The following is a 20995-nucleotide window of genomic DNA, read 5'->3' as shown; positions in this document are numbered from 1 at the left end:
TCGATGCCTGACCGACCGGCGCCGCGCGCGCTCGAGAGGACCCCCTGTGAGTGACGAGATCGACGGCTTCCAGCCGGTCAAGTCAGCCGATCGCACGCTGGCGGTGCTCGAGGCCCTGGCCGACGCGCGCCAGCCCCCGAGCCTGGGCGACCTGTCGCGTGACCTGGGCATCCCCAAGAGCAGCCTGCACGGCATCCTGCGCACGTTGACCCAGCGCAACTGGGTGGTCAGCGACGCCACCGGCACCCGCTTCAGCCTGGGGCTGCGGGCGCTGCGGGTGGGCTCCTCCTTCGTCGACACCGACGACATGGTCACCCGCACCGCGCGGACCCTCGACTGGATCTCCGCCGAGATCGGCGAGGCCACGCACCTGGGGCGCCTCGACGGCTCCGACGTGGTCTACCTGGCCAAGCGCGACTCGACCCACCCGGTGCGGCTCTACTCAGCCATCGGGCGCCGACTGCCGGCGCACGCGACCGGGCTGGGCAAGGCGGTGCTGGCGACGTACACCGACGAGGCGGTGCTGGCGATGCTGCCCGAGGAGCTGGTGGCCCTGACCGACCACACCGTCACCGACCACGACGCGCTGCTGGCCGAGCTGGCCCGGGTGCGGCGCGACGGCTACGCGACCGACAACGAGGAGAACAGCGCGGGCATCCGGTGCTTCGCGGCCGCGCTGCCGCCGGCCTCCCCCGGCCCGGCCACCGACGCCATCAGCATCTCCATCCCGATGTTCCGGCTCGACGCGGCCCTCGAGGCGCGCGCGATCGAGCTGGTCCTCGAGGTGCACTCCCGGGTCCTCGCCGGCGTGTGAGCGCGAGGCGGCGCCAGCTCCCCGCCAGGCGGCGCGCTCAGACGTTGAAGCGGAACTCCACCACGTCGCCATCGGCCATGACGTAGTCCTTGCCCTCCATGCGCACCTTGCCGGCCTCCTTGGCCTTCTGCATGGTGCCGTGCTCCATCAGGTCGTCGAAGGAGACGATCTCGGCCTTGATGAAGCCCTTTTGGAAGTCGGTGTGGATGACACCGGCGGCCTCGGGGGCGGTGGCGTTCTTCTTGATCGTCCAGGCCCGCGTCTCCTTGGGGCCGGCGGTCAGGTAGGTCTGCAGGCCCAGGGTGTCGAAGCCGACGCGGGCGAGCACGTCGAGGCCGGGCTCGGTGACGCCCATCTCGGCGAGCATCTCGCGGGCCTCGTCCTCGTCGCCGAGCTCGACGAGCTCGGACTCGAACTTCGCGTCGAGGAAGATCGCCTCGGCCGGCGCGACCAGGTCGCGCATCTGCTGCTTGAGGTCCTCGTCGGCCAGCTCGTCGGCGTCGCAGTTGAAGACGTAGATGAAGGGCTTCGCGGTCAGCAGCGACAGCTCGCGCAGCAGCGCGGTGTCGAGGTCGGTGTCGATGACCGGCGTGCCGGCCTCGAGGTGGGCCAGCGCCTCCTTGGCCGCGGCCACGACGGGGGCGAGGTCCTTGTTGCCCTTCGCCTCCTTCTCCAGGCGCGGGATCGCCTTCTCGACCGTCTGCAGGTCGGCCAGGATCAGCTCGGTCTGGATGGTCGAGATGTCGCTCTGCGGGTTCACCTCGCCGTCGACGTGGGTGACGTCCTCGTCGCGGAAGACCCGGGTCACCTGGCAGATCGCGGCCGACTCCCGGATGTGGGAGAGGAACTTGTTGCCCAGGCCCTCGCCCTCCGAGGCGCCGCGCACGATGCCGGCGATGTCGACGAACTCCACGGTCGCCGGCAGCTGCTTGGCCGAGCCGAAGACCTCGGCCAGGCGGGGCAGCCGGTCGTCGGGGACGCCCACGACGCCGACGTTCGGCTCGATGGTGGCGAACGGGTAGTTCGCCGCAAGCACGTCGTTCTTGGTCAGGGCGTTGAAGAGGGTCGACTTGCCCGCGTTGGGGAGACCGACGATGCCGATGGTGAGAGCCACGGGCGGTGAGTCTAGGTGTCGCTGCGACGCCCGGTCACATCTCGACGGTCTCGTTGTCGCCCTCGATGCGCGAGCCGGCGACCTTCGCCTTCACCAGGTTGGCCAGCTGCACGACCTTGGAGCCGCCGGGGGCGTCCCAGAACTCCGCGGTCTCGGCGTCGACCTCGATCAGGATGTTCTCCGGGTTGTCCGGCCCGCCCTGCAGCCACGAGTCGGTGAAGGCGCTCCACAGCTCCGCGAGCCTGGCCTCGTCGTCGACCACCGACGCGGTGCCGGCGATCGAGACCCAGGAGCCGCGGTCGCTGTAGGAGACGTTGACCCGCGGGTCGGCCTGCAGCGCCTGCACCTTCTCGGAGTGCAGCTCGGCGATGAAGTAGAGCGAGCCGTCGACGTCGGTGTCCTGGGTGGCCATCGGCTTGCTCAGCAGCTTGCCGCTGGGGTCGACGTAGGTCAGCATCGCGATCTTCGCGTCGTTGACGAGGTCGAGCACGCGCTGCTCGTCGTCGGTGTGGCTGCTGGTCACGGGGCCTCCTGGGGAGCGGGTCGGGTCACCTCGAACGTACGTCGGCCCACCGGCCCCCAGGTCACCCCCGCAGGTCACCCCTGAAGGGCGCGGAACCGCTCCGCCAGCTCCTCGCTCAGCGGCCGGGACCCGCGGGTCTTGTCGTCCATCTGCACGATCACCGTGGTGGCGCGGGCGACGGCGCGGCCGTCCTGGAAGAGGCCCTGCTGCATGGTCACCGAGGAGCGGCCGACCTTGGCCACCCGGGTGCCGATGTCGACGCTGCCCGGCCAGGTGATCTCGCCGACCAGGTCGAGCTCGATGCGCACGATCACCCACGCGGCACCCTCGTCGCTCATCGTGGTCCCGTCACCGGGGTAGAGCAGCTCGACGCGGCCGGTCTCGAGCAGGGTCGAGAAGACCGCGTTGTTGACGTGGCCCTGCCGGTCGGTGTCGCCGTAGCGCAGCTTGTCGCGGCTGCGGGCGGGGAAGTCGTCGAGACCCGGCAGGTCGGTGGAGGTGTCGGTCACGGCGCCCAGTGTGCCCGCGCCCGTCCCGTCGTACGACGGGGGTGGTGACACCGGTGTGGTGGTGTGGGTCACACTCGGGACGTGCCCTGGTGCCGACCCGGTGCCGGGGCTCGACGTCCTCGGGAGGGAACACCATGACCGCCACCCGCACCGAGCCCGCTCGCCGGGCCGACGACCGCATCGCCGAGGCCCGGTCCCGCGACGAACCGGGGGCCTCCGAGCTCAGCACCCCCCTCGACCTGCTGCTCTCCGAGGCCGGGCGCGGCCCGCTGCGCCGGTTCCTGCCCGGCATGTCGGGGGTGCGCCTGGCCGCCGGCCTGGCGCGCCGTCCGGGCGCCGTGGCCGGGCGGGCCGCGGGGCTGGCCGCCGAGCTGGCCCGCGTGCAGGTCGGTCGCTCCGAGGTCGGGCCCCACCCCAAGGACCGTCGCTTCGCCGACGAGGCCTGGGCCAAGAACCCCTTCCTCAAGCGCACCCTGCAGAGCTACCTGGCCACCGGGCAGGCGCTGCGCGGGCTGGTCGCCGACGCGAACCTCGGCTACGGCGACTCCCAGCGGATGGGCTTCATCGTCGACAACGTCGTCGAGGCCCTCTCCCCCACCAACAGCCCCGCGCTCAACCCCAAGGTGCTCAAGCGGACCATCGACACCGGCGGCGGCAACCTGCTGGCCGGTGGGCGGCGCTTCGTCAAGGACTTCGCGACCTCGCCCCGGGTGCCCTCGATGGTCGAGCCCGACGCCTTCTCGGTCGGCGAGGACGTCGCGGTCACCCCCGGCGACGTGGTGCTGCGCACCGACGTCTTCGAGCTCATCCAGTACACCCCGCAGACCACCAAGGTGCGCAGCGTGCCGCTGCTGATCGTGCCGCCGACGATCAACAAGTACTACGTCATCGACCTCGCCGAGCAGCGCAGCCTGGTCGAGCACCTGGTGCAGGCCGGCCAGCAGGTCTACTGCATCTCCTGGCGCAACCCCGACGCCCGGCACGCCGACTGGGGCCTGGACACCTACGGCCAGTCGATCCTCGAGGCGATGACCGCCGCGCAGGACATCTCGCGCCAGGAGCAGGTCGCGCTGCTCGGGATCTGCTCGGGCGGGATGATCGCCTCGATGGTGATGGCGCATCTCGCCGCCACCGGCGACCTGGGCCGGGTCGCGGCCTTCAGCCTCGCCGTCACGGTGCTCGACCAGCACCAGGCCGGCCTGCCCAGCGCGCTGCTCTCCCACAAGGGCGCCGCCGCCTCGACGCGTGCCTCCCGGGAGAAGGGCTACCTCGACGGCCGGGCGCTGGCTGAGATCTTCGCGTGGCTGCGGCCCAACGACCTGATCTGGAACTACTGGGTCAACAACTACCTGATGGGCCACGCCCCCAAGGCCTTCGACATCCTCTACTGGAACGCCGACCCGGTGCGGATGACCGCGGCCATGCACCGCGACTTCATGGACCTCGCGGTGCGCAACGCGCTGGTCGAGCCCGACGCCGCGACGATGCTCGGCTCGCCGGTCGACCTGGGCAAGGTCGACGTCGACTCCTACGTCGTGGCCGGCATCGCCGACCACCTGTGCCAGTGGGAGTCCTGCTACCGCACCACCCAGCTGCTGGGTGGCGACTCGCGGTTCGTGCTGTCCACCAGCGGCCACATCGCCGCCATGGTCAACCCGCCGAGCAACGAGAAGGCCAGCTTCCAGACCCGCGACACCAACCCGCCCGGGGCCGCCGAGTGGCTGGCCGGCGCCACCAAGGTCAGGGGCAGCTGGTGGAGCGACTACGTCGACTGGCTGGCCGAGCGCAGCGGACCCGAGCGCAACCGGCCGCGACGCACCGGCTCCGCCGCCTACGAGCCGGTCTGCGCGGCCCCGGGCACCTATGTCCACGACCGCTGAGCCGCCCGTGGGCACCCCCGCCTCGTCCGACGCCGCCCCCGACCGGGTCCGCTCGGTCTCGGTGCGCGGCATCACCGCGCGGATCTCGGTGCGCGAGGGCGTGGGGCCCTTCGTCAACGAGCCGCCGCTGCTGCTGTGCAACGGCATCGGGGTCTCCTTCGAGGTGCTCCAGCCGCTGGTCGACGCCCTCGACCCGCGCCGCGGCGTGGTGCGCTTCGACGTGCCCGGAGTGGGCGGCAGCGCGCTGCCGCCGACGCCGTACCCGATCGCGGCGCTGGCCTCCTGGGTCACCCGGCTGATGGCCGGGCTCGGGCACCAGCGCTTCGACGTGCTCGGCCTCTCGTGGGGCGGCGGGCTGGCCCAGCAGCTGGCGGTCCAGCACCGTCGGCGGGTACGCCGCGTGGTGCTGGTCGCGACCGGCACCGGCGCCCTGATGGTGCCGGCGCACCCCTCGGTGCTGCTCAAGATGTCGACCCCGCGCCGCCACCGCGACCCCGAGTACGCCGCGCGGATCGCCGGCGACATCTACGGCGGCACGATGCGCACCGACCCCGCCAAGGGCGCCCGGCTGCTGCACTCGGTGACCCGGTCGGGCCCCCGCCGCGGCTACTACTACCAGCTGGGCGCGATGGCCGGCTGGACGAGCCTGCCGTTCCTGCGGCTGCTGCGGCAGCCGACGCTGGTGATGGGCGGCACCGACGACCCGATCATCCCGGTCGCCAACCCGCGGCTGCAGGCGCGGCTGATCCCCCACGCCCGGCTGCACCTCTACGAGGGCGGCCACCTCGACATCGTCACCGAGGCCGAGCGCCTGGTGCCGGTGGTCGAGCAGTTCCTGCTCGGCCTGCGTCCCTACATCGAACCCGACGGAAAGGCCCCCGCGTGAACGCCCACGAGCCCGAGGTCGCCGACCTGCACGACTCCCCCTTCTCCGACTTCCTGGGCTTCGAGCTGCTGCTCGAGGAGCAGGACCGCGAGCTGCTGAGCCGGGTGCGGGCGTTCATGACCCGCGAGGTCGAGCCGGTCATCAACGAGCACTGGACCCGGGGCGAGTTCCCCCACCAGCTGGTGCCGGCGATCGCCGAGCTGGGGATCGCCGGCCTGGCCTACGACGGCCCCGGCTGCCCGGCCCGGGGCGCGCTGGTCGACGGCATGGTGGCGATGGAGCTCAGCCGCATCGACCCCTCCATCGGCACCTTCATGGGGGTCCACGGCGGGCTGGCGATGGGCTCGATCCAGCTGTGCGGCTCCGAGGAGCAGCGCGAGCGGTGGCTGCCGGCGATGGCGCGGATGGAGCTGATCGGCGCCTTCGGCCTCACCGAGCCCGACGTCGGCTCGGCGATCTCGATGGGCCTGGCCACGACCGCCCGCCGCGACGGCGACGGCTGGGTGCTCAACGGCGAGAAGAAGTGGATCGGCAACGCCTCCTTCGCCGACCTGGTGATCATCTGGGCGCGCGACGAGGACGACGGCGAGGTCAAGGGCTTCGTCGTCGAGAAGGGCACCGAGGGGATGACCTTCGAGGTCCAGCAGGACAAGATCGCGCTGCGGGTCGTGCAGAACTCCGAGATCCACCTGCGCGACGTGCACGTGCCCGAGACCCACCGCCTCCAGGGCGCCACCAGCTTCGCCAGCACCTCCGAGGTGCTGCGGGTGACCCGGATGGGCGTGGCCTGGCAGGCCGTCGGCTGCGCGCGCGGCGCCTACGAGCACGCCGTGCGCTATACCAAGGCGCGCGAGCAGTTCGGCCGGCCGATCGCCTCCTTCCAGCTGGTGCAGGACCTGCTGGTCAAGATGCTCTCCAACGTCACCGCCGGCACCGCGATGAACGTGCGCGCCTCCCAGCTGCAGGACGCCGGGCTGCTGCGCGACGAGCACGCCTCGCTGTGCAAGGTGCACAGCACCGTGCGGATGCGCGAGACGGTCGGCTGGGCGCGCGAGGTGCTCGGCGGCAACGGCATCCTGCTCGAGCACCACGTCGGCCGCTTCGTCGCCGACGCCGAGGCCATCTACTCCTACGAGGGCACCCGCGAGATCAACACCCTCATCGTCGGGCGCGCCATCACCGGTGAGAGCGCCTTCGTCTGAGCACCCCCGCCGCTGGTCGAGCAGCGAGGACGCCGCCGTTGGTCGAGCAGCGAGGGCGCCGCCGTTGGTTGAGCAGCGAGGGCCGAAGGCTCGAGCGTCGTCGAAACCCGGCGACCCCATGGCGTACGGCGCCTCAGGCCTCCTCGCCCGACTCGCTGCGCACGAAGGCGGCGAAGCCGGGCACGGTGAAGCGCAGCATGCCCCGGGCCGCGACCTCGATCAGGCCCTTGTCGAGCAGGCTGCGCCGGGCGACGCTGATCTCGTTGGTGCCCACGCCCATGCGCTGCGCCACGTCGCCGCGGCGTACGGCGTCGTCGCCCAGCGCGGCCATCGCCACCAGCAGCCGCCGCTCGCCCGGGGCGGCCTTGGCCCAGCGGGCCCGGAACATCGTCTCGAGCTCGCGCTCGACGTCGGCGTGGGCGGCGTCGAGCTCCGCGAGGCCCAGGCGTCCTCCGGCCGCGGGCCGGGCGCGGCGCCACAGCGCGTCGCCGTAGAGCTGGAGGAAGTAGGGGTAGCCCTGGGCGAGCGAGACCACCGCCTCGAGCAGGTCGGGGCTCCAGGCGACGTCGTGCTGGGCGGCCGGCACCACGAGGGCCTCGGCGGCGTCGGCGTCGTCGAGGCGCTCCAGGGTGCGGAAGGCGAAGCGCTCGCTGAAGGTGACGGCGGCGGTCAGCACGTCGGGTGCGTTGGGCAGGCCGGCCGCGAAGAGCACCGCAGGCGGCTCGGGGACCGCGTTCTGCAGCTCCTGCCAGGCGTAGGCGAGGGTGCGCAGGTCGGCGCGCGGGGCGGCCTGGATCTCGTCGACGATCAGGCACAGCCCGGCCGAGCCGCGCTGGCGCGCCTCGAGGGCGGCGGTCGTGACCAGCTCGCCGAACGCGGCGGAGGCGGCGCGCTGGCCCGGCCCCGGGACGCCGGGGCTGACATCGACCTCGATGCCGGCCTTGGCGGGCCCGGCGCCGAGCTCGAGGCTGAGCCGCTCGAGGCGCTCGCGCCACGGCGCCCGCCGTGCGACGTCGACCCCGATCCGGTCGAGCTCGGCGGCCAGGGCGTGCACCAGCGAGGTCACCAGCGACTCGTCGCCGCGCGCGGTCACCCAGGCCGTCACCATGCCGACCCCGGCCGCCGACTCGCGCACCCGCTTGAGCAGCGAGGTCTTGCCCACGCCCCGGGACCCGATGTCGACCCGCACCCGCCCCTGGAAGCGGGCGAAGGTGGCCACCACCGCCAGGTCCGCCTCGGCGGCCTCGAGCTGCTCGCGGCGTCCGGCGAGCACGCTGGGGGCGGCACCGGGGGTGTACGGACTGGGCAGCGACATCATGATGATTCCTTATGGACCGGAGGTTCCATCAGGGACCATAACCGGGGCCGGCGACATCCCGGTCGACCTCCGGGCGACCGCGCCCCGTACGTTGTGAGCGTGCGCCTGGCCACCTGGAACGTCAACTCCCTCCGCTCCCGCATCGACCGCGTCGAGGCCTTCCTCGCCCGCCACGACGTCGACGTCCTGGCGCTGCAGGAGACCAAGGCCCGGCTCGACCAGCTGCCCCTGATGGGCCTGCAGTCGGCCGGCTACGAGGTCGCCGCCGCCGGGGTCAACCAGTGGAACGGCGTTGCCGTCATCAGCCGCGTCGGCCTCGACGACGTCGAGGTCGGCTTCCCCGAGCAGCCCGGCTGGGGCGAGGAGGGCGAGCCCGAGGCGCGCGCCATCGGCGCCACCTGCGGCGGGGTGCGGGTGTGGAGCCTCTACGTGCCCAACGGCCGCAAGGTCGACGACCCGCACTACGCCTACAAGCTCGACTGGCTGGCCCGCCTGCGCGAGGCCGCGCGCGGCTGGGCCGAGACCCCCACCGCCCTGGTCGGCGACTGGAACATCGCCCCGCGCGACGAGGACGTCTTCGACATCGCCCAGTTCAAGACGAGCACCCACGTGACCCCGCCCGAGCGCGCCGCCTTCCAGGGCTTCCTCGACGACGGGTACGCCGACCTGGCCCGCCCGTTCACCCCCGAGCCCGACAGCTACACCTACTGGGACTACTACCGCCAGCGCTTCGAGCGCAACCGCGGCATGCGCATCGACTTCCTGCTCGGCTCCCCCGCGCTCGCCGCACGCACGACCGGCGCGTTCGTCGACCGCGACGAGCGGGCCGGCAAGGGCGCCTCCGACCACGCGCCCGTGGTCGTCGACCTGGCCGACTGAGCGAGCACCGGCGTTCGACCGCGACCGGGACTCAGTTCCCAGCCGCGTAGTACTCCGGGCAGAACACGCCCTTCAGGTAGCGGTTGAAGCCCCGTGCGTCACCGGGCGGAGCTCCGCTCACCACGTCCTCGTCGATCGACTCCTGCAGCGTCATCGCTCCTGATCGCAGGCCGTCGCAGATGATGGACACTGCGTAGGCGAAGTTGGTGGCTTGCTCGTAGTCGAGGCTGGTGCCCGGACCGAGCCCGTAGCCGTAGAGGTCAGCAACCTGGCCGAGCTGCACCACCACTGCGCGCGGCAGTCCCAGCTCGTTGTCAGCGGGAGCAGGTGTCTTCACCTGGCGCTTCCGGGCACGCGGCGCCTCGGCCGTCGGGGTCGGCGTTGCCGTGGCCGGCGGAGAGACGGACGGAGGCTCACTCGACTCAGCGACAGGGGCTCCGTCGCCCCCGTCGCTGGTGAGGTACCAGACGAGTCCGGCCACCAGCAGGACCGGAACTGCCAGCAGCAGCACGGGCGACCAGACACCGGACGGCGTCGCGCTCGCTCGCACCGCGTCTGTGCCCGGGCCCACGTCTGCGGCACCGACGTGGGCCCGGGCCTGGTCGGACGCACGAGCGCCCGCGGCGCTGCTCGACTCGCTGAGGCACGACTCCCTCCACCCGCAGCTGCAGGTGGCGATCGACTCCCAGTCCTCGCCACGGTTGAAGACGATGACCTGAGTCTTGTGCCCCTGACCTGTCGCATCCCTCTCCACGGGAGTGGACCCTAGGGCACCCCGCCTGAGGGCTCAGGCGGCCGCCGCCCACCTGGCGCTGGGTGAGCACCTGACCGGGCTCGCCGACGAGCGCGAGCGCGACGGCTGGCCGACTTCCTGGACCTGTGACGTCCCGCCCGTTGTCGGTGGTCGCGTCCATGCTGGCCACATGGACGTCTCGACGGTCGCCGCACTGACCACCACCCTGCTGATCGGCCTGGCCATCGGGGCCGTGCTGGGGCTGCTGTGGGCCCGGCTGCGCCACGCCGAGGCCGCCGCCGCGGCGCCGTACGACGACCGGGTGGGCTCCGCGCTCGACCAGCGCGCGGCCGACCAGGCGGTGGTGCGCGAGGGCCTGGAGCGGCTCCAGGACCAGCTGCGCGACCTCGAGCACAACCGGGTCTCGTGGCAGGGCCAGCTGCACCAGCAGGTCGCCGACATGCGCCACACCACCGACCTGCTCGGCAAGGAGACGCGGGCGCTGAGCACCGCGCTGCGCAAGCCGCAGGTGCGCGGGCAGTGGGGCGAGCTGCACCTGCGCCGCGCCGTCGAGCTGGCCGGCCTCGTCGACCGGTGCGACTTCCGCGAGCAGGTGCGCCTCGAGGACGGGGCGCAGCGCCCCGACCTGGTCGTGCAGCTGGTCGGCGAGCGCCAGGTGGTCGTCGACGCCAAGGTGCCGCTCGACGCCTACCTCGACGCCACCTCGGCCGACGACGAGGAGGTCCAGCGCGCCCACCTGGCCCGGCACGCGCGCCAGGTGCGCACCCACGTCGAGCAGCTCGGGGCCAAGTCCTACTGGCGCTCGCTGGAGCAGACGCCCGAGTTCGTGGTGCTCTTCGTGCCGGCCGAGTCGTTCATGGCCGCCGCGCTCGAGGCCGACCCGGGCCTGATCGAGCACGCCGCCGCCCGCCAGGTGGTGCTGGCCTCGCCGACCACCCTGATCGCGCTGCTGCGCACCGTCGCGCAGGGCTGGCAGCACGAGGCGCTGGCCGAGCAGACCCGCGAGATCCACCGCCTCGGGCGCGACCTGCACGGGCGCCTGGGCACCCTGGGCACCCACGTCGACGCGGTCGGACGCTCCCTCAACGCCGCCGTGGGCCACTACAACAGCGCGGTCGCCTCGCTGGAGTCGCGGGTGCTGGTCTCGGCGCGCCGGTTCACCGACCTGGCGGTCACCGACGAGGAGCTGGGCTCCCCGCGCACCGTCGAGCTGCGCGCGGTCGACCGGCGCGCCGACACCGAGGAGACCGGCGAGCGCCCTAGCGTGGCGCTGTAGGCCTCGAGGCCCGTCCACGCAGCGCCCACGTCGGAGCGGAGGTGCGACACCGGTGAGCAGTCCTGGTCGCGCGCCCACGCTGTGGGAGGAGGGCACCACCCCCGGCGCCGCGGTGGTGGCGCTCGGGCTCGCGCTCACCCTGACGGCGGTCGCCCTCGACCTGGTGCTCTCCCCCGGCCTGGGCTGGGTCTACGACGTCGCCTTCGTGCTGGTCTGCACCGCCTGCGCGCTGCTGGTGCGCCCCCGCGACTTCTTCACCGTCGGCGTGCTGCCGCCCCCGCTGATGCTCACCGCGCTGGTGCTGCTCGGCACCACCAGCCCCGGCTCGGTGGCCCGTGACGACGACGGCGCGGTGCAGGCAGTCTTCTCCGGGCTCGCCGACCACGCCCTCGCCCTGGTGCTCGGCTACGCGCTGGCGCTGGTCGTGCTGGTGGTGCGCGACCGGTTCGCCCGCGCCCACGGGCGCGGCGCGGCCATCGCGTGGCCTACTCGAAGCGCGACGGGTCGCCCGAGCCGTGGCGCAGCACCTCGGGCTCCGGGCCCGACCAGTCCACGACCGTCGTAGGCTCCGCGGTCGTCTCGCCCGCCTCGATCACGATGTCGACCTGGTGCTCGAGCTCTTCCTTGATGTCCCAGCCCATGGTGCGCACCTCATTCTCACCGGGCAGGATCAGCGAGCTCGACAGCAGCGGCTCGCCGAGCTCCTCGAGCAGGGCCGTGACGACCACGTGGTCGGGGATGCGCACCCCGACGGTCTTCTTCTTGGGGTGCAGCAGCCGCCGCGGCACCTCGGGGGTGCCCGGCAGGATGAAGGTGTAGGGACCCGGCGTCGCCGAGCGGATCGCGCGGAAGGCCGCGTTGTCGACGTGCACGAGCTGTCCGAGCTGGGAGAAGTCGCGGCACACGAGCGTGAAGTGGTGCTTGTCGTCGAGACCGCGGATCCGCAGGATGCGGTCGCGCCCGTCGCGGTTGCCGATCCGGCAGCCCAGCGCGTAGCCGGAGTCGGTCGGGTAGGCGATCAGCGCGTCGTCGCGCAGCGCCTCCACCACCTGCGACACCAGTCGCGGCTGCGGGTCGACGGGGTGCAGGTCGACGTACCTGGCCATCGGGGTGCCCCGCCTCAGCCGCGGGCCGCGGCCTGGGCGGCCTTCATGTCGCGGCGCAGCTCCTTGGGCAGGGAGAAGATCAGCGACTCCTCGGCGCTGTGCACCGCCTTGGCGTCGGGGTAGCCGCGCTCGGCCAGGTAGGCCAGCACGCCCTCGACCAGGTTCTCGGGCACGCTCGCGCCCGAGGTGACGCTGACGGTGCGCACGCCCTCGAGCCAGGCCTCGTCGATCTCGCTGGCGTCGTCGACGCGGTACGACGCCTTGGCGCCGGCCTCGAGGGCCACCTCGACCAGGCGCACCGAGTTGGAGGAGTTGCCCGAGCCGACCACGATCAGCAGGTCGCAGCCCTCGGAGATCTCCTTGACCGCCAGCTGGCGGTTCTGGGTGGCGTAGCAGATGTCGTCGCTGGGCGGGTCGAGCAGCTCGGGGAAGCGCTCGCGGATCGCCGCGACCGTCTCGAGGGTCTCGTCGACCGACAGCGTCGTCTGCGAGAGCCAGGCGACCCGGCTGGGGTCGCGCACCACGATGTCGGCGACGTCGGCGGGGCTCTGCACGAGCTGGATGTGCTCGGGCGCCTCGCCGGCGGTGCCCTCGACCTCCTCGTGGCCCTCGTGGCCGATCAGCAGGATGTCGTAGTCGTCGGCGGCGAAGCGCTTGGCCTCGTGGTGGACCTTGGTCACCAGCGGGCAGGTCGCGTCGATCGTCTTGAGCTCGCGCTCGGCGGCCTGGCGGTGCACCTCGGGGCTGACCCCGTGGGCGGAGAAGACGACCGTGGCGCCGGCCGGCACCTCGGCGATCTCCTCGACGAAGACCGCGCCGCGCGACTCGAGGTCGGCCACGACGTGCTTGTTGTGCACGATCTGCTTGCGCACGTAGACCGGGGCGCCGTACAGGTCGAGGGCCTGCTCGACGGTCACCACCGCGCGGTCGACGCCGGCGCAGTAGCCGCGGGGCGCGGCCAGGAGCACGGCCTTCTCGGCCTCGTCGGGGCTGAGGACGGGAGGCATGCCCATGCTCACGCCCGTGCTGGTCGATGCGTCGGTGCTCATGTGCTCCATCGTAGGCGTGTCGGCGTGATGGCCTAACCTCGCGGCCATGGCCCTCGAGACCTCCGCCGCCGCGCCCGCCCCGGTGCGCCAGATCGCCACGGCGATCGCGGGCTGGGTCGACCGGCTCGGCGCGGTCTGGGTCGAGGGCCAGCTGGCGCAGGTCAACCGCCGCCCGGGCATGGCCACGGTCTTCATGACGCTGCGCGACACCGTCGCCGACGTGTCGGTGCCGCTGACCGCCCCGCGCACCCTGGTCGACTCCCTCAACCCGCCGCTGGTCGAGGGCGCCAGCGTCGTGGTGCACGCCAAGCCGTCGTACTACGCCAACCGCGGCAGCATGTCGCTGCAGGTGCGCGAGATCCGCATGGTCGGCCTGGGCGAGCTGCTGGCCCAGCTCGAGCGGCGCCGCCAGCTGCTGGCCGCCGAGGGGCTCTTCGACCCCGCCCGCAAGCGTCGGCTGCCGTTCCTGCCCGGTCGGGTCGGGCTGGTCACCGCCCCCGGCAGCGCCGCCGAGCGCGACGTGCTCGACAACGCACGCCGCCGCTGGCCGGCCGTGGCCTTCGAGGTCGCCCACGCCACCATGCAGGGCACCCGCTGCGCGGGCGAGGTGATGGAGGCGCTCGAGCGCCTCGACCGCGACCCGGCCGTCGACGTCGTCGTGGTGGCCCGGGGCGGCGGCTCGGTCGAGGACCTGCTGCCGTTCTCCGACGAGGCGCTGGTGCGCACCGTGCACCGCATGAGCACCCCCGTGGTCTCCGCGATCGGCCACGAGCAGGACTCCCCGCTGCTCGACCTGGTCGCCGACGTGCGCGCCTCGACCCCCACCGACGCCGCCAAGCTGCTGGTGCCCGACGTCGTCGAGGAGCTGACCGGCGTGGCCCGCACCCGCGACCGCCTGCGCTCCCTGGTCGCCGCCCAGGTCGCGCGCGAGCAGGCCGGGCTCGACGCCCTGCGCTCCCGCCCCGCCCTGGCCGACCCGCGCTCGCTGGTCGACGCCCGCGTCGAGGAGCTGACGGCGCTGCGCGAGCGGGCCCGCCGCTCGCTCTCGCACCGTCTCGACCGGGCCGCCGACGAGATCGACCACCAGCGTGCCCGGGCCCGGGCCCTGTCCCCGCTGGCGACGCTGCGCCGCGGCTACGCCGTGCTGCAGGGCCCCGACGGCCACGTCGTCACCTCCGTCGGCGCCCTCGCACCGGGCGCCGAGGTCAGCGTGCGGGTCGCCGACGGGCGCGTGCACGCCACCACCACCCGGCTCGAGCCGCTGCTCGACCACCCGACCGCCGACCCCACCGCCGACACCGCGGCAGACCCAGCAGAGGACGAGACCGATGGCTGAGCCGACCACCGACCCCGCCGGCGCGAGCGAGCCCGAGCAGCCGTCGTACGAAGCGGCGCGCGAGGAGCTCGTCGACGTCGTACGCCGCCTGGAGGCGGGCGGCACCACGCTCGAGGAGTCGCTGGCGCTGTGGGAGCGCGGCGAGCACCTCGCCGGCACCTGCCAGCGCTGGCTCGACGGCGCCCGCGCCCGCCTCGACGAGGTCCTCGAGCAGGACACCGACGCCTGAACCGGGAGATCTGCGCCGGGTCAGCGCGAGATTCGGGCCGGGTCAGCGCGAGATATGGGCCGGGTCAGGTGAGGGGCGCGGTGGTGAGCGAGGCCAGGAGCGCCTGGAGGTCCTCGGGGTCGGCGGAGCCGTAGACCATCACGACGCGGGCCGCGTCGCCCGTGCCGACCTCGGCGACGTACGCCGTGTCGCCGCCGTCGTCGGTGAAGGTGCGCCACTCCTCGGCCACCGCCGACGCCTCGTCGAGGACGAACGGGTCGCCCTCGACCGCGGACTCGTCGACGAACGCCTCCACGATGACGTCGACGTCGTCGGCCTCCTCGAGGAACCCGGCGAACGTCTCGTCGTCGGTGAGCAGGGCCAGTGAGAACGACGGCGGGTCGCCGGGCTCGTAGTCGACGTTGTTGACCACCCACCCCTCGGGCAGCGCGGCGGGGTAGACGATCTCGCCGTCCGCGCCCTGCACCGCGCTCACGACCTCGAAGTAGTCGGTGTCGGGCGGGGTGTACTCGGGCTCGTTGCGGAAGGCGTCGCGGAAGAGCCCGAGCGCGATGACCGCGACCAGCAGGATCAGCATGGCGCCCACCAACCCGTTGGCGGAGCGTGTGTAGCGCCCTGGGCGGCCCGTCTCACTCATGTCACCGATTGTCCCGGGTCCTCCCAGCCCGTCGGCCCTCGGGGCGCTCGCAGCCCGCAGATGCGGATCAACACCGGGCTGCCAACCGCAGATGCGGCATACTCGCTGTGTGAGCACCTACCGGATCGCGGAGGCCGCCGACCTGCTCGGCGTCAGCGACGACACCCTGCGGCGCTGGGTCGAGGCGGGCCGGGTCCCGGCGCGCCAGAGCGAGGGCCGCACCACCATCGCCGGGCCCGACCTCGCGACCCTGGCCGAGTCGCTGGCCGACGCCCCCGACCCCGCCCGGGCCTCGGCCGTCAGCGCCCGCAACCGGCTGCTGGGCATCGTCACCCGGGTCCGCAAGGACACCGTGATGGCGCAGGTCGACATGGTCTGCGGTCCCTACCGCCTGGTCTCGCTGATGTCGGCCGAGGCCGCCGACGACCTCGCCCTGGCCGCGGGCTCGAAGGTCGTGGCGTCGGTGAAGTCGACCAACGTCGTGGTGGAGCTCCCGTGAGGGCCCGCGCCGCCGCCACCCTGCTCACGCTGCTCGCCGTCACCGGCTGCTCGGCCGGCGGCGGCGCCGCCGACGACGGGAGCGAGCCCGCCCCCGACGACACCCTGACCGTGCTCGCGGCCGCCTCTCTCACCGAGACCTTCACGACGCTGGCCGAGGAGTTCGAGGCCGAGCACCCCGGCGTCGAGGTCAGCCTCGCCTTCGACTCCTCCGCGACCCTGGCCCAGCAGGCGCTCGAGGGCGCCCCGGCCGACCTGCTGGCCACCGCCGACACCCGCACCATCGAGTCGGCCGCCGATGCGCTCGCCGCCGCGCCCGAGATCTTCGCGACCAACACGCTGGTACTGGTCGTCCCGGCCGGCAACCCCGGGGGCGTCACCTCGGTCGACGACCTGGTCGACGGGGGGTACGTCGCCTGCGTGGAGACCGCCCCCTGCGGCGCGACCTGGGCCGCGCTCGCCGCCGACAACGGCATCGACGCCGACCCGGCCAGCCTCGAGGTCGACGTCAAGGCGGTGCTGGCGCGCGTGGTCGCCGACGAGGTCGACGCCGGCATCGTCTACGCCACCGACGCGGTGGCGGCCGGTGACGCCGTCGAGACCATCGAGCTGCCGGGCGCCGAGCAGCAGGTGACGTCGTACCCGATCGCGGTGCTGGCGCAGAGCAGCCGGCCCGACCTGGCCCAGGAGCTCGCCGACCTGGTGCTCGGCGAGACCGGTCGGCAGGTGCTCGCCGACGCCGGCTTCGGGGTCCCGTGACGCTGACCGCCCCGCCGCCGCGCAGCGCCACGACCACCCGCCACCTCGGCCGCCCGCCGCTGGTGCTGCTGGTCCCGGCGGTGCTGGCCGCGACGCTGCTGGTGCTGCCGCTGGTCACGCTGGTGCTCGACACCCCGTGGGGCACGTTCTGGAGCGAGCTGCGCTCCGAGCCCGTACGCCGCGCGCTCGCCCTCTCCGCCCTGACCTCCGGGCTCACCGTGGTCGTGTGCGTGGCGCTCGGCACCCCGCTGGCCTGGCTGCTGGCGCGGGTGGAGTTCCGCGGCCGCGGGCTGCTGCGGGCCGCCGTGGCCGTGCCGCTGGTACTGCCGCCGGTCGTGGCGGGCGTGGCGCTGGTGACGGCGCTGGGCCGCAACGGCGTGGTCGGCTCGCTGCTGCGCGAGACCACCGGCCTGACGGTCCCGTTCACGACCGCCGCGGTGGTCGTGGCCCACGTCTTCGTCTCGATGCCGTTCTACGTCCTCAGCGTCGAGGGCGCGCTGCGCACCGCCGGCGAGCGCTACGACGTGGTGGCCGCCACCCTGGGCGCGACCCGCTGGACGACCTTCCGGCGGGTCACGCTGCCGCTCGCGCTGCCCGGGCTGGTCGCCGGGGCGGTGCTGGCCTGGGCCCGCAGCCTGGGCGAGTTCGGCGCGACGATCACCTTCGCCGGCAACTTCCCCGGCACCACCCAGACGATGCCGTCGCTGATCTACACCACCCTGCAGGCCGACCCGGCCGCCGCGCGCACGCTCAGCATGATCCTGCTGGTGGTCTCGATCGGGGTGCTGGCCGGTCTGCGGCACCGCTGGCTGAGGCCGCTGTGAGCGCCCCCGGGCTGCACGCCGACGTCACGGTGCCCGGCCGCCTGGTCGCCCGGGTCGACGCCGCGCCCGGCCGCGTCGTCGCCGTCATCGGTCCCAACGGCGCCGGCAAGTCCACCCTGCTCGGCGCCCTGGCCGGCACCGTCGCGGCCACCGGCCGCGTCGAGGTCGCCGGCCGCGACTGGAGCGACCTGCCGGTGCGCGAGCGCCGACTGGGCGTGGTCTTCCAGGACCGCTCGCTGCTGCCCCACCTGCGCGCCCGCGACGACGTCGCCTTCGGCCTGCGGGCCCGGGGGGTGCCGCGGCGCGAGGCCGACCGCCGCGCGCTGGCCTGGCTCGACCGCCTCGGCGTCGGCGACCTCGCCGACCGGCGCCCCGCCCAGCTCTCCGGCGGCCAGGCCCAACGAGTCGCCATCGCCGGGCCCTGGCCGGCGAGCCCGAGCTGCTGCTGCTCGACGAGCCCTTCGCCGGCCTCGACGTCGGGGTCGCGACCGGCCTGCGCATCGAGCTGGCCCGCCACCTGGCGGCGTACGGCGGCGTCGCGCTGCTGGTCACCCACGACGCGCTCGACGCGCTCACCCTGGCCGACGAGGTGCTGGTGCTCGACGAGGGCCGCGTGGTGCAGACCGGGTCGCCCCGCGACGTCGCGGCCCACCCGCGCACCGAGCACGTCGCGCGCCTGGTCGGGCTCAACGTGGTGCGCGAGGGCGACGAGCTGCGCTCCTTCGCCCCCAGCGCCGTCACCGTCTCGCCCCGCGGGACGGTCGGCGGCACCGGTCACGACGCGCCGGCCACCTCGGCCCGGCACCGCTGGGCCGGGCGCGTCGCCGCGGTCGCGCCGCACGGTGACGCGGTGCGCCTGCTGGTGGCCACCGGCAGCGACGGCGAGCCGGGCCCCGAGCTCATCGCCGACGTCACGCCGGCCGCGGCCGTCGAGCTCGGCCTGCAGGCGGGGGCCGAGGTGTGGCTGAGCGTCAAGGCCACGGCCGTGCAGACCGATAGCATGCGCCCATGACGACGACCTCGCCGCTGACCGGCCCCTCCTCCCGCCCCGACCGCAACCTGGCGCTCGAGCTGGTGCGGGTCACCGAGGCGGCCGCCATGGCGGCCGGGCGCTGGGTCGGGCGCGGCGACAAGAACGGCGCCGACGGCGTGGCCGTCAACGCGATGCGGGTGCTGATCTCGACCATCGGGATGAACGGCACCGTCGTGATCGGCGAGGGCGAGAAGGACAACGCCCCGATGCTCTACAACGGTGAGCAGGTCGGCGACGGCACCGGCCCGGAGTGCGACGTGGCGGTCGACCCGATCGACGGCACCACCCTGACTGCCAAGGGCATGACCAACGCGGTGTCGGTGCTCGCGGTCTCGCCGCGCGGCTCGATGTACGACCCCTCCGCGGTCTTCTACATGGAGAAGCTGGTCACCGGCCCCGAGGCCGCCGACGTCGTCGACATCGAGGCCCCCGTCGCCGACAACATCGCCGCGGTCGCCAAGGCCAAGGGCAAGCGCGCCGAGGACGTCACCGTCGTGCTGCTCGACCGCCCCCGCCACGAGAACCTCGTCGCCGAGATCCGCGCGACCGGCGCGATGATCAAGTTCATCAGCGACGGCGACGTCGCCGGCGCCATCATGGCCGCGCGCCCCGAGACCGGCATCGACCTGCTGCTCGGCATCGGCGGCACCCCCGAGGGCATCATCACCGCCTGCGCGATGAAGTGCATGGGCGGCACCATCCAGGGCAAGCTCTGGCCGCAGGGCGCCGACGAGACCCGCAAGGCCATCGACGCCGGCCTCGACCTGGGCCAGGTGCTGACCACCGACGACCTGGTCACCGGCGACGACTGCTTCTTCGTGGCGACCGGCATCACCGACGGCGAGCTGCTGCGCGGCGTGCGGTACGGCGCCGGCGGCGTGACCACCCACTCGCTGGTGATGCGCTCGCGCTCCGGCACGATCCGCCAGATCCACTCCGAGCACCAGCTGCACAAGCTGCGTGCCTACTCCGCGGTCGACTTCGACCGCTGAGGGCCTCCGCCGTCGGTCGAGCAGTGACGAGCGCCAGCGAGGAACGTCGTCGAGACCCGGTGAGGTGACCGGTCGGCGTACGGCGTGCGGGCGGCCTCCGTTGGTCGAGCAGTGACGAGCGCCAGCGAGGAACGTCGTCGAGACCCCGTGATAACCGCGGCCGCCGTACGCCATGGGGTCACCCGGTTTCGACGACGCTCGAGCCTTCGGCCCTCGCTGCTCAACCAACGGCGGTGCCCGTTGGTCGAGCAGTGACGAGCGCCAGCGATGAACGTCGTCGAGACCCCGCGAGAACCGCGCCCGCCGTACGCCATGGACTCACCGGGTTTCGACGACGCTCGAGCCTTCGGCCCTCGCTGCTCAACCAACGGCGGCCTCCGTTGGTCGAGCAGTGACGAGCGCCAGCGAGGAACGTCGTCGAGACCCCGCGAGAACCGCGCCCGCCGTACGCCATGGGCTCACCCGGTTTGACGACGCTCGAGCCTTCGGCCCTCGCTGCTCAACCAACGGGGGTGGGGGTCAGGCGGTGGCCACCCAGCTCTGCGCCTCCTCGCGCGCGGCGCGGTGGCGCACGAGCGCCTCGGTGACGGCGGTGATGACGCGCGGGTCGATGGCCATCCCGACGTGGGAGGTGGTGACCTCGACCTGGGTGGTGGCCGCGGGGTCGATGCAGGCGCGCCAGTCGACGATGCCGTCGTGGCGCGAGTAGATCGCGGTGAACTCCACGCCCGCCGGCAGCGGCTCGCGGCTCTCCTCGAAGCTCTGTCGGGCGCAGGGCCCGCCGACGCAGTCGGTGGTCATGGTGCGCGGCACGCCGAGCTTGCTCAGCGCGATCACGCCGCCCAGGCTCGCGGTCAGCGCCCGGTGGTGGGCGGCCGGGGCCATCATCGGGCTGCCCATGGTGACGATGCCGGAGACCAGGTCGGGGCGGCGCACGGCGATGCCACGCGCCAGCATGCCGCCGAGGCTGTGGCCCACCAGCTGCACCCGCGAGCCGCGCTTGGCCGCGATCACCTCGAGCCGCTGCTCGATCAGGTGCGCGGCGTCGAGCGTGCAGCCGACGTTGGCCAGGATGCGGGAGCGGTAGGTGCGCATCCCCTCGGCGCGCAGCGCCCCGGCCATCAGCCGCAGCGTGTAGTCGCCGGCCAGGAAGCCCGGCACCAGCAGCACCGGGTCGAGGTCGCGCTGCTGCGCGCCCGCGACGTACGGCGCCCGGCGGCGCTCGCGGCGCCCCCCGACGGCGCTGGTGGCCCAGCGCCCGGCCTCTCCCGCGATCCTGGCCTCGTTGAGCACGGCGACCACCGGAGGGCGTCGGAAGCCCTCCGGGAGCAGGAAGGAGGCGAGCGGCGACTCGTTCATCCTTCAACGTTAGCGTGA

Annotated in this window: 23 protein-coding genes and 1 pseudogene; 15 read left to right on the top strand and 9 right to left on the bottom strand. The window is 73.5% G+C overall.

The features are described from left to right. Window positions 1–46 precede the first annotated feature (46 nt). Complete coding sequence (locus tag H0S66_RS12065) at window positions 47–814, top strand: IclR family transcriptional regulator (protein WP_218876308.1); 768 nt, start codon at window positions 47–49, stop codon at window positions 812–814. Between the two features lie 37 nt (window positions 815–851). Here H0S66_RS12065 and ychF read toward each other — a convergent pair whose 3' ends face one another. The 3 genes from ychF to H0S66_RS12050 form a co-directional block, all read right to left on the bottom strand. Beyond that, window positions 852–1928, bottom strand: a complete 1077-nt coding sequence (gene ychF, locus H0S66_RS12060) for a redox-regulated ATPase YchF (RefSeq protein WP_179615598.1) — start codon at window positions 1926–1928, stop codon at window positions 852–854. 34 nt (window positions 1929–1962) lie between these two features. Further along, window positions 1963–2451: a pyridoxamine 5'-phosphate oxidase family protein gene (locus H0S66_RS12055; protein WP_218876307.1), complete on the bottom strand. Its 489-nt coding sequence runs from the start codon at window positions 2449–2451 to the stop codon at window positions 1963–1965. A gap of 74 nt (window positions 2452–2525) precedes the next feature. Then, window positions 2526–2960, bottom strand: coding sequence for an acyl-CoA thioesterase (locus tag H0S66_RS12050; RefSeq protein ID WP_218876306.1), 435 nt, complete (start codon window positions 2958–2960; stop codon window positions 2526–2528). 134 nt (window positions 2961–3094) lie between these two features. Between H0S66_RS12050 and H0S66_RS12045 the strand changes: the two genes are divergently transcribed. The 3 genes from H0S66_RS12045 to H0S66_RS12035 are packed head-to-tail and all read left to right on the top strand — an operon-like array spanning window position 3095 to window position 6928. After that, the gene (locus H0S66_RS12045) at window positions 3095–4840 is read left to right on the top strand and encodes a PHA/PHB synthase family protein (RefSeq protein ID WP_179615597.1); all 1746 of its coding nucleotides are present in this window, start codon (window positions 3095–3097) and stop codon (window positions 4838–4840) included. A gap of 7 nt (window positions 4841–4847) precedes the next feature. Next, a complete protein-coding gene (locus tag H0S66_RS12040; protein WP_218876305.1) occupies window positions 4848–5726 on the top strand; it encodes an alpha/beta fold hydrolase in 879 nt (292 codons plus the stop codon). After that, window positions 5723–6928 carry an acyl-CoA dehydrogenase family protein gene (locus H0S66_RS12035; protein WP_218876304.1) on the top strand — a complete coding sequence of 402 codons (1206 nt, stop codon included), beginning with the start codon at window positions 5723–5725 and terminating at the stop codon, window positions 6926–6928. Before H0S66_RS12040 ends, H0S66_RS12035 begins: the two co-directional genes overlap by 4 nt. 133 nt (window positions 6929–7061) lie before the next feature. On the opposite strand, the gene H0S66_RS12030 is transcribed toward H0S66_RS12035, so the two are convergent. Beyond that, a complete protein-coding gene (locus H0S66_RS12030) occupies window positions 7062–8243 on the bottom strand; it encodes an AAA family ATPase (protein WP_179615595.1) in 1182 nt (393 codons plus the stop codon). A gap of 102 nt (window positions 8244–8345) precedes the next feature. Between H0S66_RS12030 and H0S66_RS12025 the strand changes: the two genes are divergently transcribed. Beyond that, window positions 8346–9125: an exodeoxyribonuclease III gene (locus H0S66_RS12025; protein ID WP_179615594.1), complete on the top strand. Its 780-nt coding sequence runs from the start codon at window positions 8346–8348 to the stop codon at window positions 9123–9125. Window positions 9126–9156: 31 nt separating this feature from the next. On the opposite strand, the gene H0S66_RS12020 is transcribed toward H0S66_RS12025, so the two are convergent. Next, on the bottom strand, window positions 9157–9636 hold the full coding sequence (locus H0S66_RS12020) for a hypothetical protein (RefSeq protein WP_179615593.1): 480 nt from the start codon (window positions 9634–9636) through the stop codon (window positions 9157–9159). Window positions 9637–10048: 412 nt separating this feature from the next. Between H0S66_RS12020 and H0S66_RS12015 the strand changes: the two genes are divergently transcribed. After that, window positions 10049–11155 (top strand): DNA recombination protein RmuC, encoded by a 1107-nt coding sequence (locus H0S66_RS12015; RefSeq protein ID WP_179615592.1) that lies wholly within the window; start codon window positions 10049–10051, stop codon window positions 11153–11155. A 52-nt stretch (window positions 11156–11207) separates the two neighbouring features. After that, window positions 11208–11720, top strand: a complete 513-nt coding sequence (locus H0S66_RS12010; RefSeq protein WP_179615591.1) for a DUF6542 domain-containing protein — start codon at window positions 11208–11210, stop codon at window positions 11718–11720. On the opposite strand, the gene H0S66_RS12005 is transcribed toward H0S66_RS12010, so the two are convergent. Further along, window positions 11641–12261, bottom strand: coding sequence for an L-threonylcarbamoyladenylate synthase (locus tag H0S66_RS12005; RefSeq protein ID WP_179615590.1), 621 nt, complete (start codon window positions 12259–12261; stop codon window positions 11641–11643). The two genes, H0S66_RS12010 and H0S66_RS12005, sit on opposite strands and share 80 nt — an antisense overlap. A 14-nt stretch (window positions 12262–12275) precedes the next feature. Beyond that, window positions 12276–13274 (bottom strand): 4-hydroxy-3-methylbut-2-enyl diphosphate reductase, encoded by a 999-nt coding sequence (locus H0S66_RS12000; RefSeq protein ID WP_179617361.1) that lies wholly within the window; start codon window positions 13272–13274, stop codon window positions 12276–12278. An 82-nt stretch (window positions 13275–13356) separates the two neighbouring features. Between H0S66_RS12000 and xseA the strand changes: the two genes are divergently transcribed. Further along, window positions 13357–14646 (top strand): exodeoxyribonuclease VII large subunit, encoded by a 1290-nt coding sequence (gene xseA, locus H0S66_RS11995; protein ID WP_179615589.1) that lies wholly within the window; start codon window positions 13357–13359, stop codon window positions 14644–14646. Beyond that, window positions 14639–14875 carry an exodeoxyribonuclease VII small subunit gene (locus H0S66_RS11990; protein ID WP_179615588.1) on the top strand — a complete coding sequence of 79 codons (237 nt, stop codon included), beginning with the start codon at window positions 14639–14641 and terminating at the stop codon, window positions 14873–14875. The genes xseA and H0S66_RS11990 overlap by 8 nt, the downstream gene beginning before the upstream one ends. 64 nt (window positions 14876–14939) lie before the next feature. Here H0S66_RS11990 and H0S66_RS11985 read toward each other — a convergent pair whose 3' ends face one another. Continuing rightward, window positions 14940–15512 (bottom strand): DUF4245 family protein, encoded by a 573-nt coding sequence (locus tag H0S66_RS11985; protein ID WP_179615587.1) that lies wholly within the window; start codon window positions 15510–15512, stop codon window positions 14940–14942. Between the two features lie 109 nt (window positions 15513–15621). Between H0S66_RS11985 and H0S66_RS11980 the strand changes: the two genes are divergently transcribed. The 6 genes and pseudogenes from H0S66_RS11980 (at window position 15622) to glpX (ending at window position 19618) form a co-directional block, all read left to right on the top strand. Continuing rightward, window positions 15622–16011, top strand: a complete 390-nt coding sequence (locus H0S66_RS11980) for a TOBE domain-containing protein (protein ID WP_179615586.1) — start codon at window positions 15622–15624, stop codon at window positions 16009–16011. Next, window positions 16008–16769 carry a molybdate ABC transporter substrate-binding protein gene (gene modA, locus H0S66_RS11975; protein WP_179615585.1) on the top strand — a complete coding sequence of 254 codons (762 nt, stop codon included), beginning with the start codon at window positions 16008–16010 and terminating at the stop codon, window positions 16767–16769. Before H0S66_RS11980 ends, modA begins: the two co-directional genes overlap by 4 nt. After that, on the top strand, window positions 16766–17593 hold the full coding sequence (locus H0S66_RS11970; protein ID WP_179615584.1) for an ABC transporter permease: 828 nt from the start codon (window positions 16766–16768) through the stop codon (window positions 17591–17593). Before modA ends, H0S66_RS11970 begins: the two co-directional genes overlap by 4 nt. Beyond that, a pseudogene (locus H0S66_RS21035) lies at window positions 17590–17949 on the top strand (ATP-binding cassette domain-containing protein); the annotation flags it as partial. The gene H0S66_RS11970 and the pseudogene H0S66_RS21035, both read left to right, overlap by 4 nt. A gap of 233 nt (window positions 17950–18182) precedes the next feature. Continuing rightward, window positions 18183–18605 carry a TOBE domain-containing protein gene (locus H0S66_RS20125; RefSeq protein ID WP_219633568.1) on the top strand — a complete coding sequence of 141 codons (423 nt, stop codon included), beginning with the start codon at window positions 18183–18185 and terminating at the stop codon, window positions 18603–18605. After that, on the top strand, window positions 18602–19618 hold the full coding sequence (glpX, locus tag H0S66_RS11960; protein WP_179615582.1) for a class II fructose-bisphosphatase: 1017 nt from the start codon (window positions 18602–18604) through the stop codon (window positions 19616–19618). The genes H0S66_RS20125 and glpX overlap by 4 nt, the downstream gene beginning before the upstream one ends. 519 nt (window positions 19619–20137) lie before the next feature. Here the strand turns inward: glpX and H0S66_RS11955 are convergent. Then, window positions 20138–20977, bottom strand: coding sequence for an esterase/lipase family protein (locus H0S66_RS11955; protein WP_179615581.1), 840 nt, complete (start codon window positions 20975–20977; stop codon window positions 20138–20140). Window positions 20978–20995: the final 18 nt, after the last annotated feature.

It is taken from the genome of Nocardioides marinisabuli, assembly GCF_013466785.1.
Lineage (GTDB): Bacteria > Actinomycetota > Actinomycetes > Propionibacteriales > Nocardioidaceae > Nocardioides > Nocardioides marinisabuli.
The sequence above is the reverse complement of the archived record's forward strand: the minus strand, read 5'-3'. Positions and strand labels throughout refer to the sequence as shown.

Coding starts and splice junctions, on each gene's coding strand:
- H0S66_RS12045 (WP_179615597.1), top strand. CDS start 3,095: ATGACCGCCACCCGCACCGAGCCCGCTCGCCGGGCCGACGACCGCATC.
- H0S66_RS12030 (WP_179615595.1), bottom strand. CDS start 8,243: ATGTCGCTGCCCAGTCCGTACACCCCCGGTGCCGCCCCCAGCGTGCTC.
- H0S66_RS12015 (WP_179615592.1), top strand. CDS start 10,049: ATGGACGTCTCGACGGTCGCCGCACTGACCACCACCCTGCTGATCGGC.
- H0S66_RS12005 (WP_179615590.1), bottom strand. CDS start 12,261: ATGGCCAGGTACGTCGACCTGCACCCCGTCGACCCGCAGCCGCGACTG.
- H0S66_RS12000 (WP_179617361.1), bottom strand. CDS start 13,274: ATGGGCATGCCTCCCGTCCTCAGCCCCGACGAGGCCGAGAAGGCCGTG.
- xseA (WP_179615589.1), top strand. CDS start 13,357: ATGGCCCTCGAGACCTCCGCCGCCGCGCCCGCCCCGGTGCGCCAGATC.
- H0S66_RS11990 (WP_179615588.1), top strand. CDS start 14,639: ATGGCTGAGCCGACCACCGACCCCGCCGGCGCGAGCGAGCCCGAGCAG.
- H0S66_RS11985 (WP_179615587.1), bottom strand. CDS start 15,512: ATGAGTGAGACGGGCCGCCCAGGGCGCTACACACGCTCCGCCAACGGG.
- glpX (WP_179615582.1), top strand. CDS start 18,602: ATGACGACGACCTCGCCGCTGACCGGCCCCTCCTCCCGCCCCGACCGC.
- H0S66_RS11955 (WP_179615581.1), bottom strand. CDS start 20,977: ATGAACGAGTCGCCGCTCGCCTCCTTCCTGCTCCCGGAGGGCTTCCGA.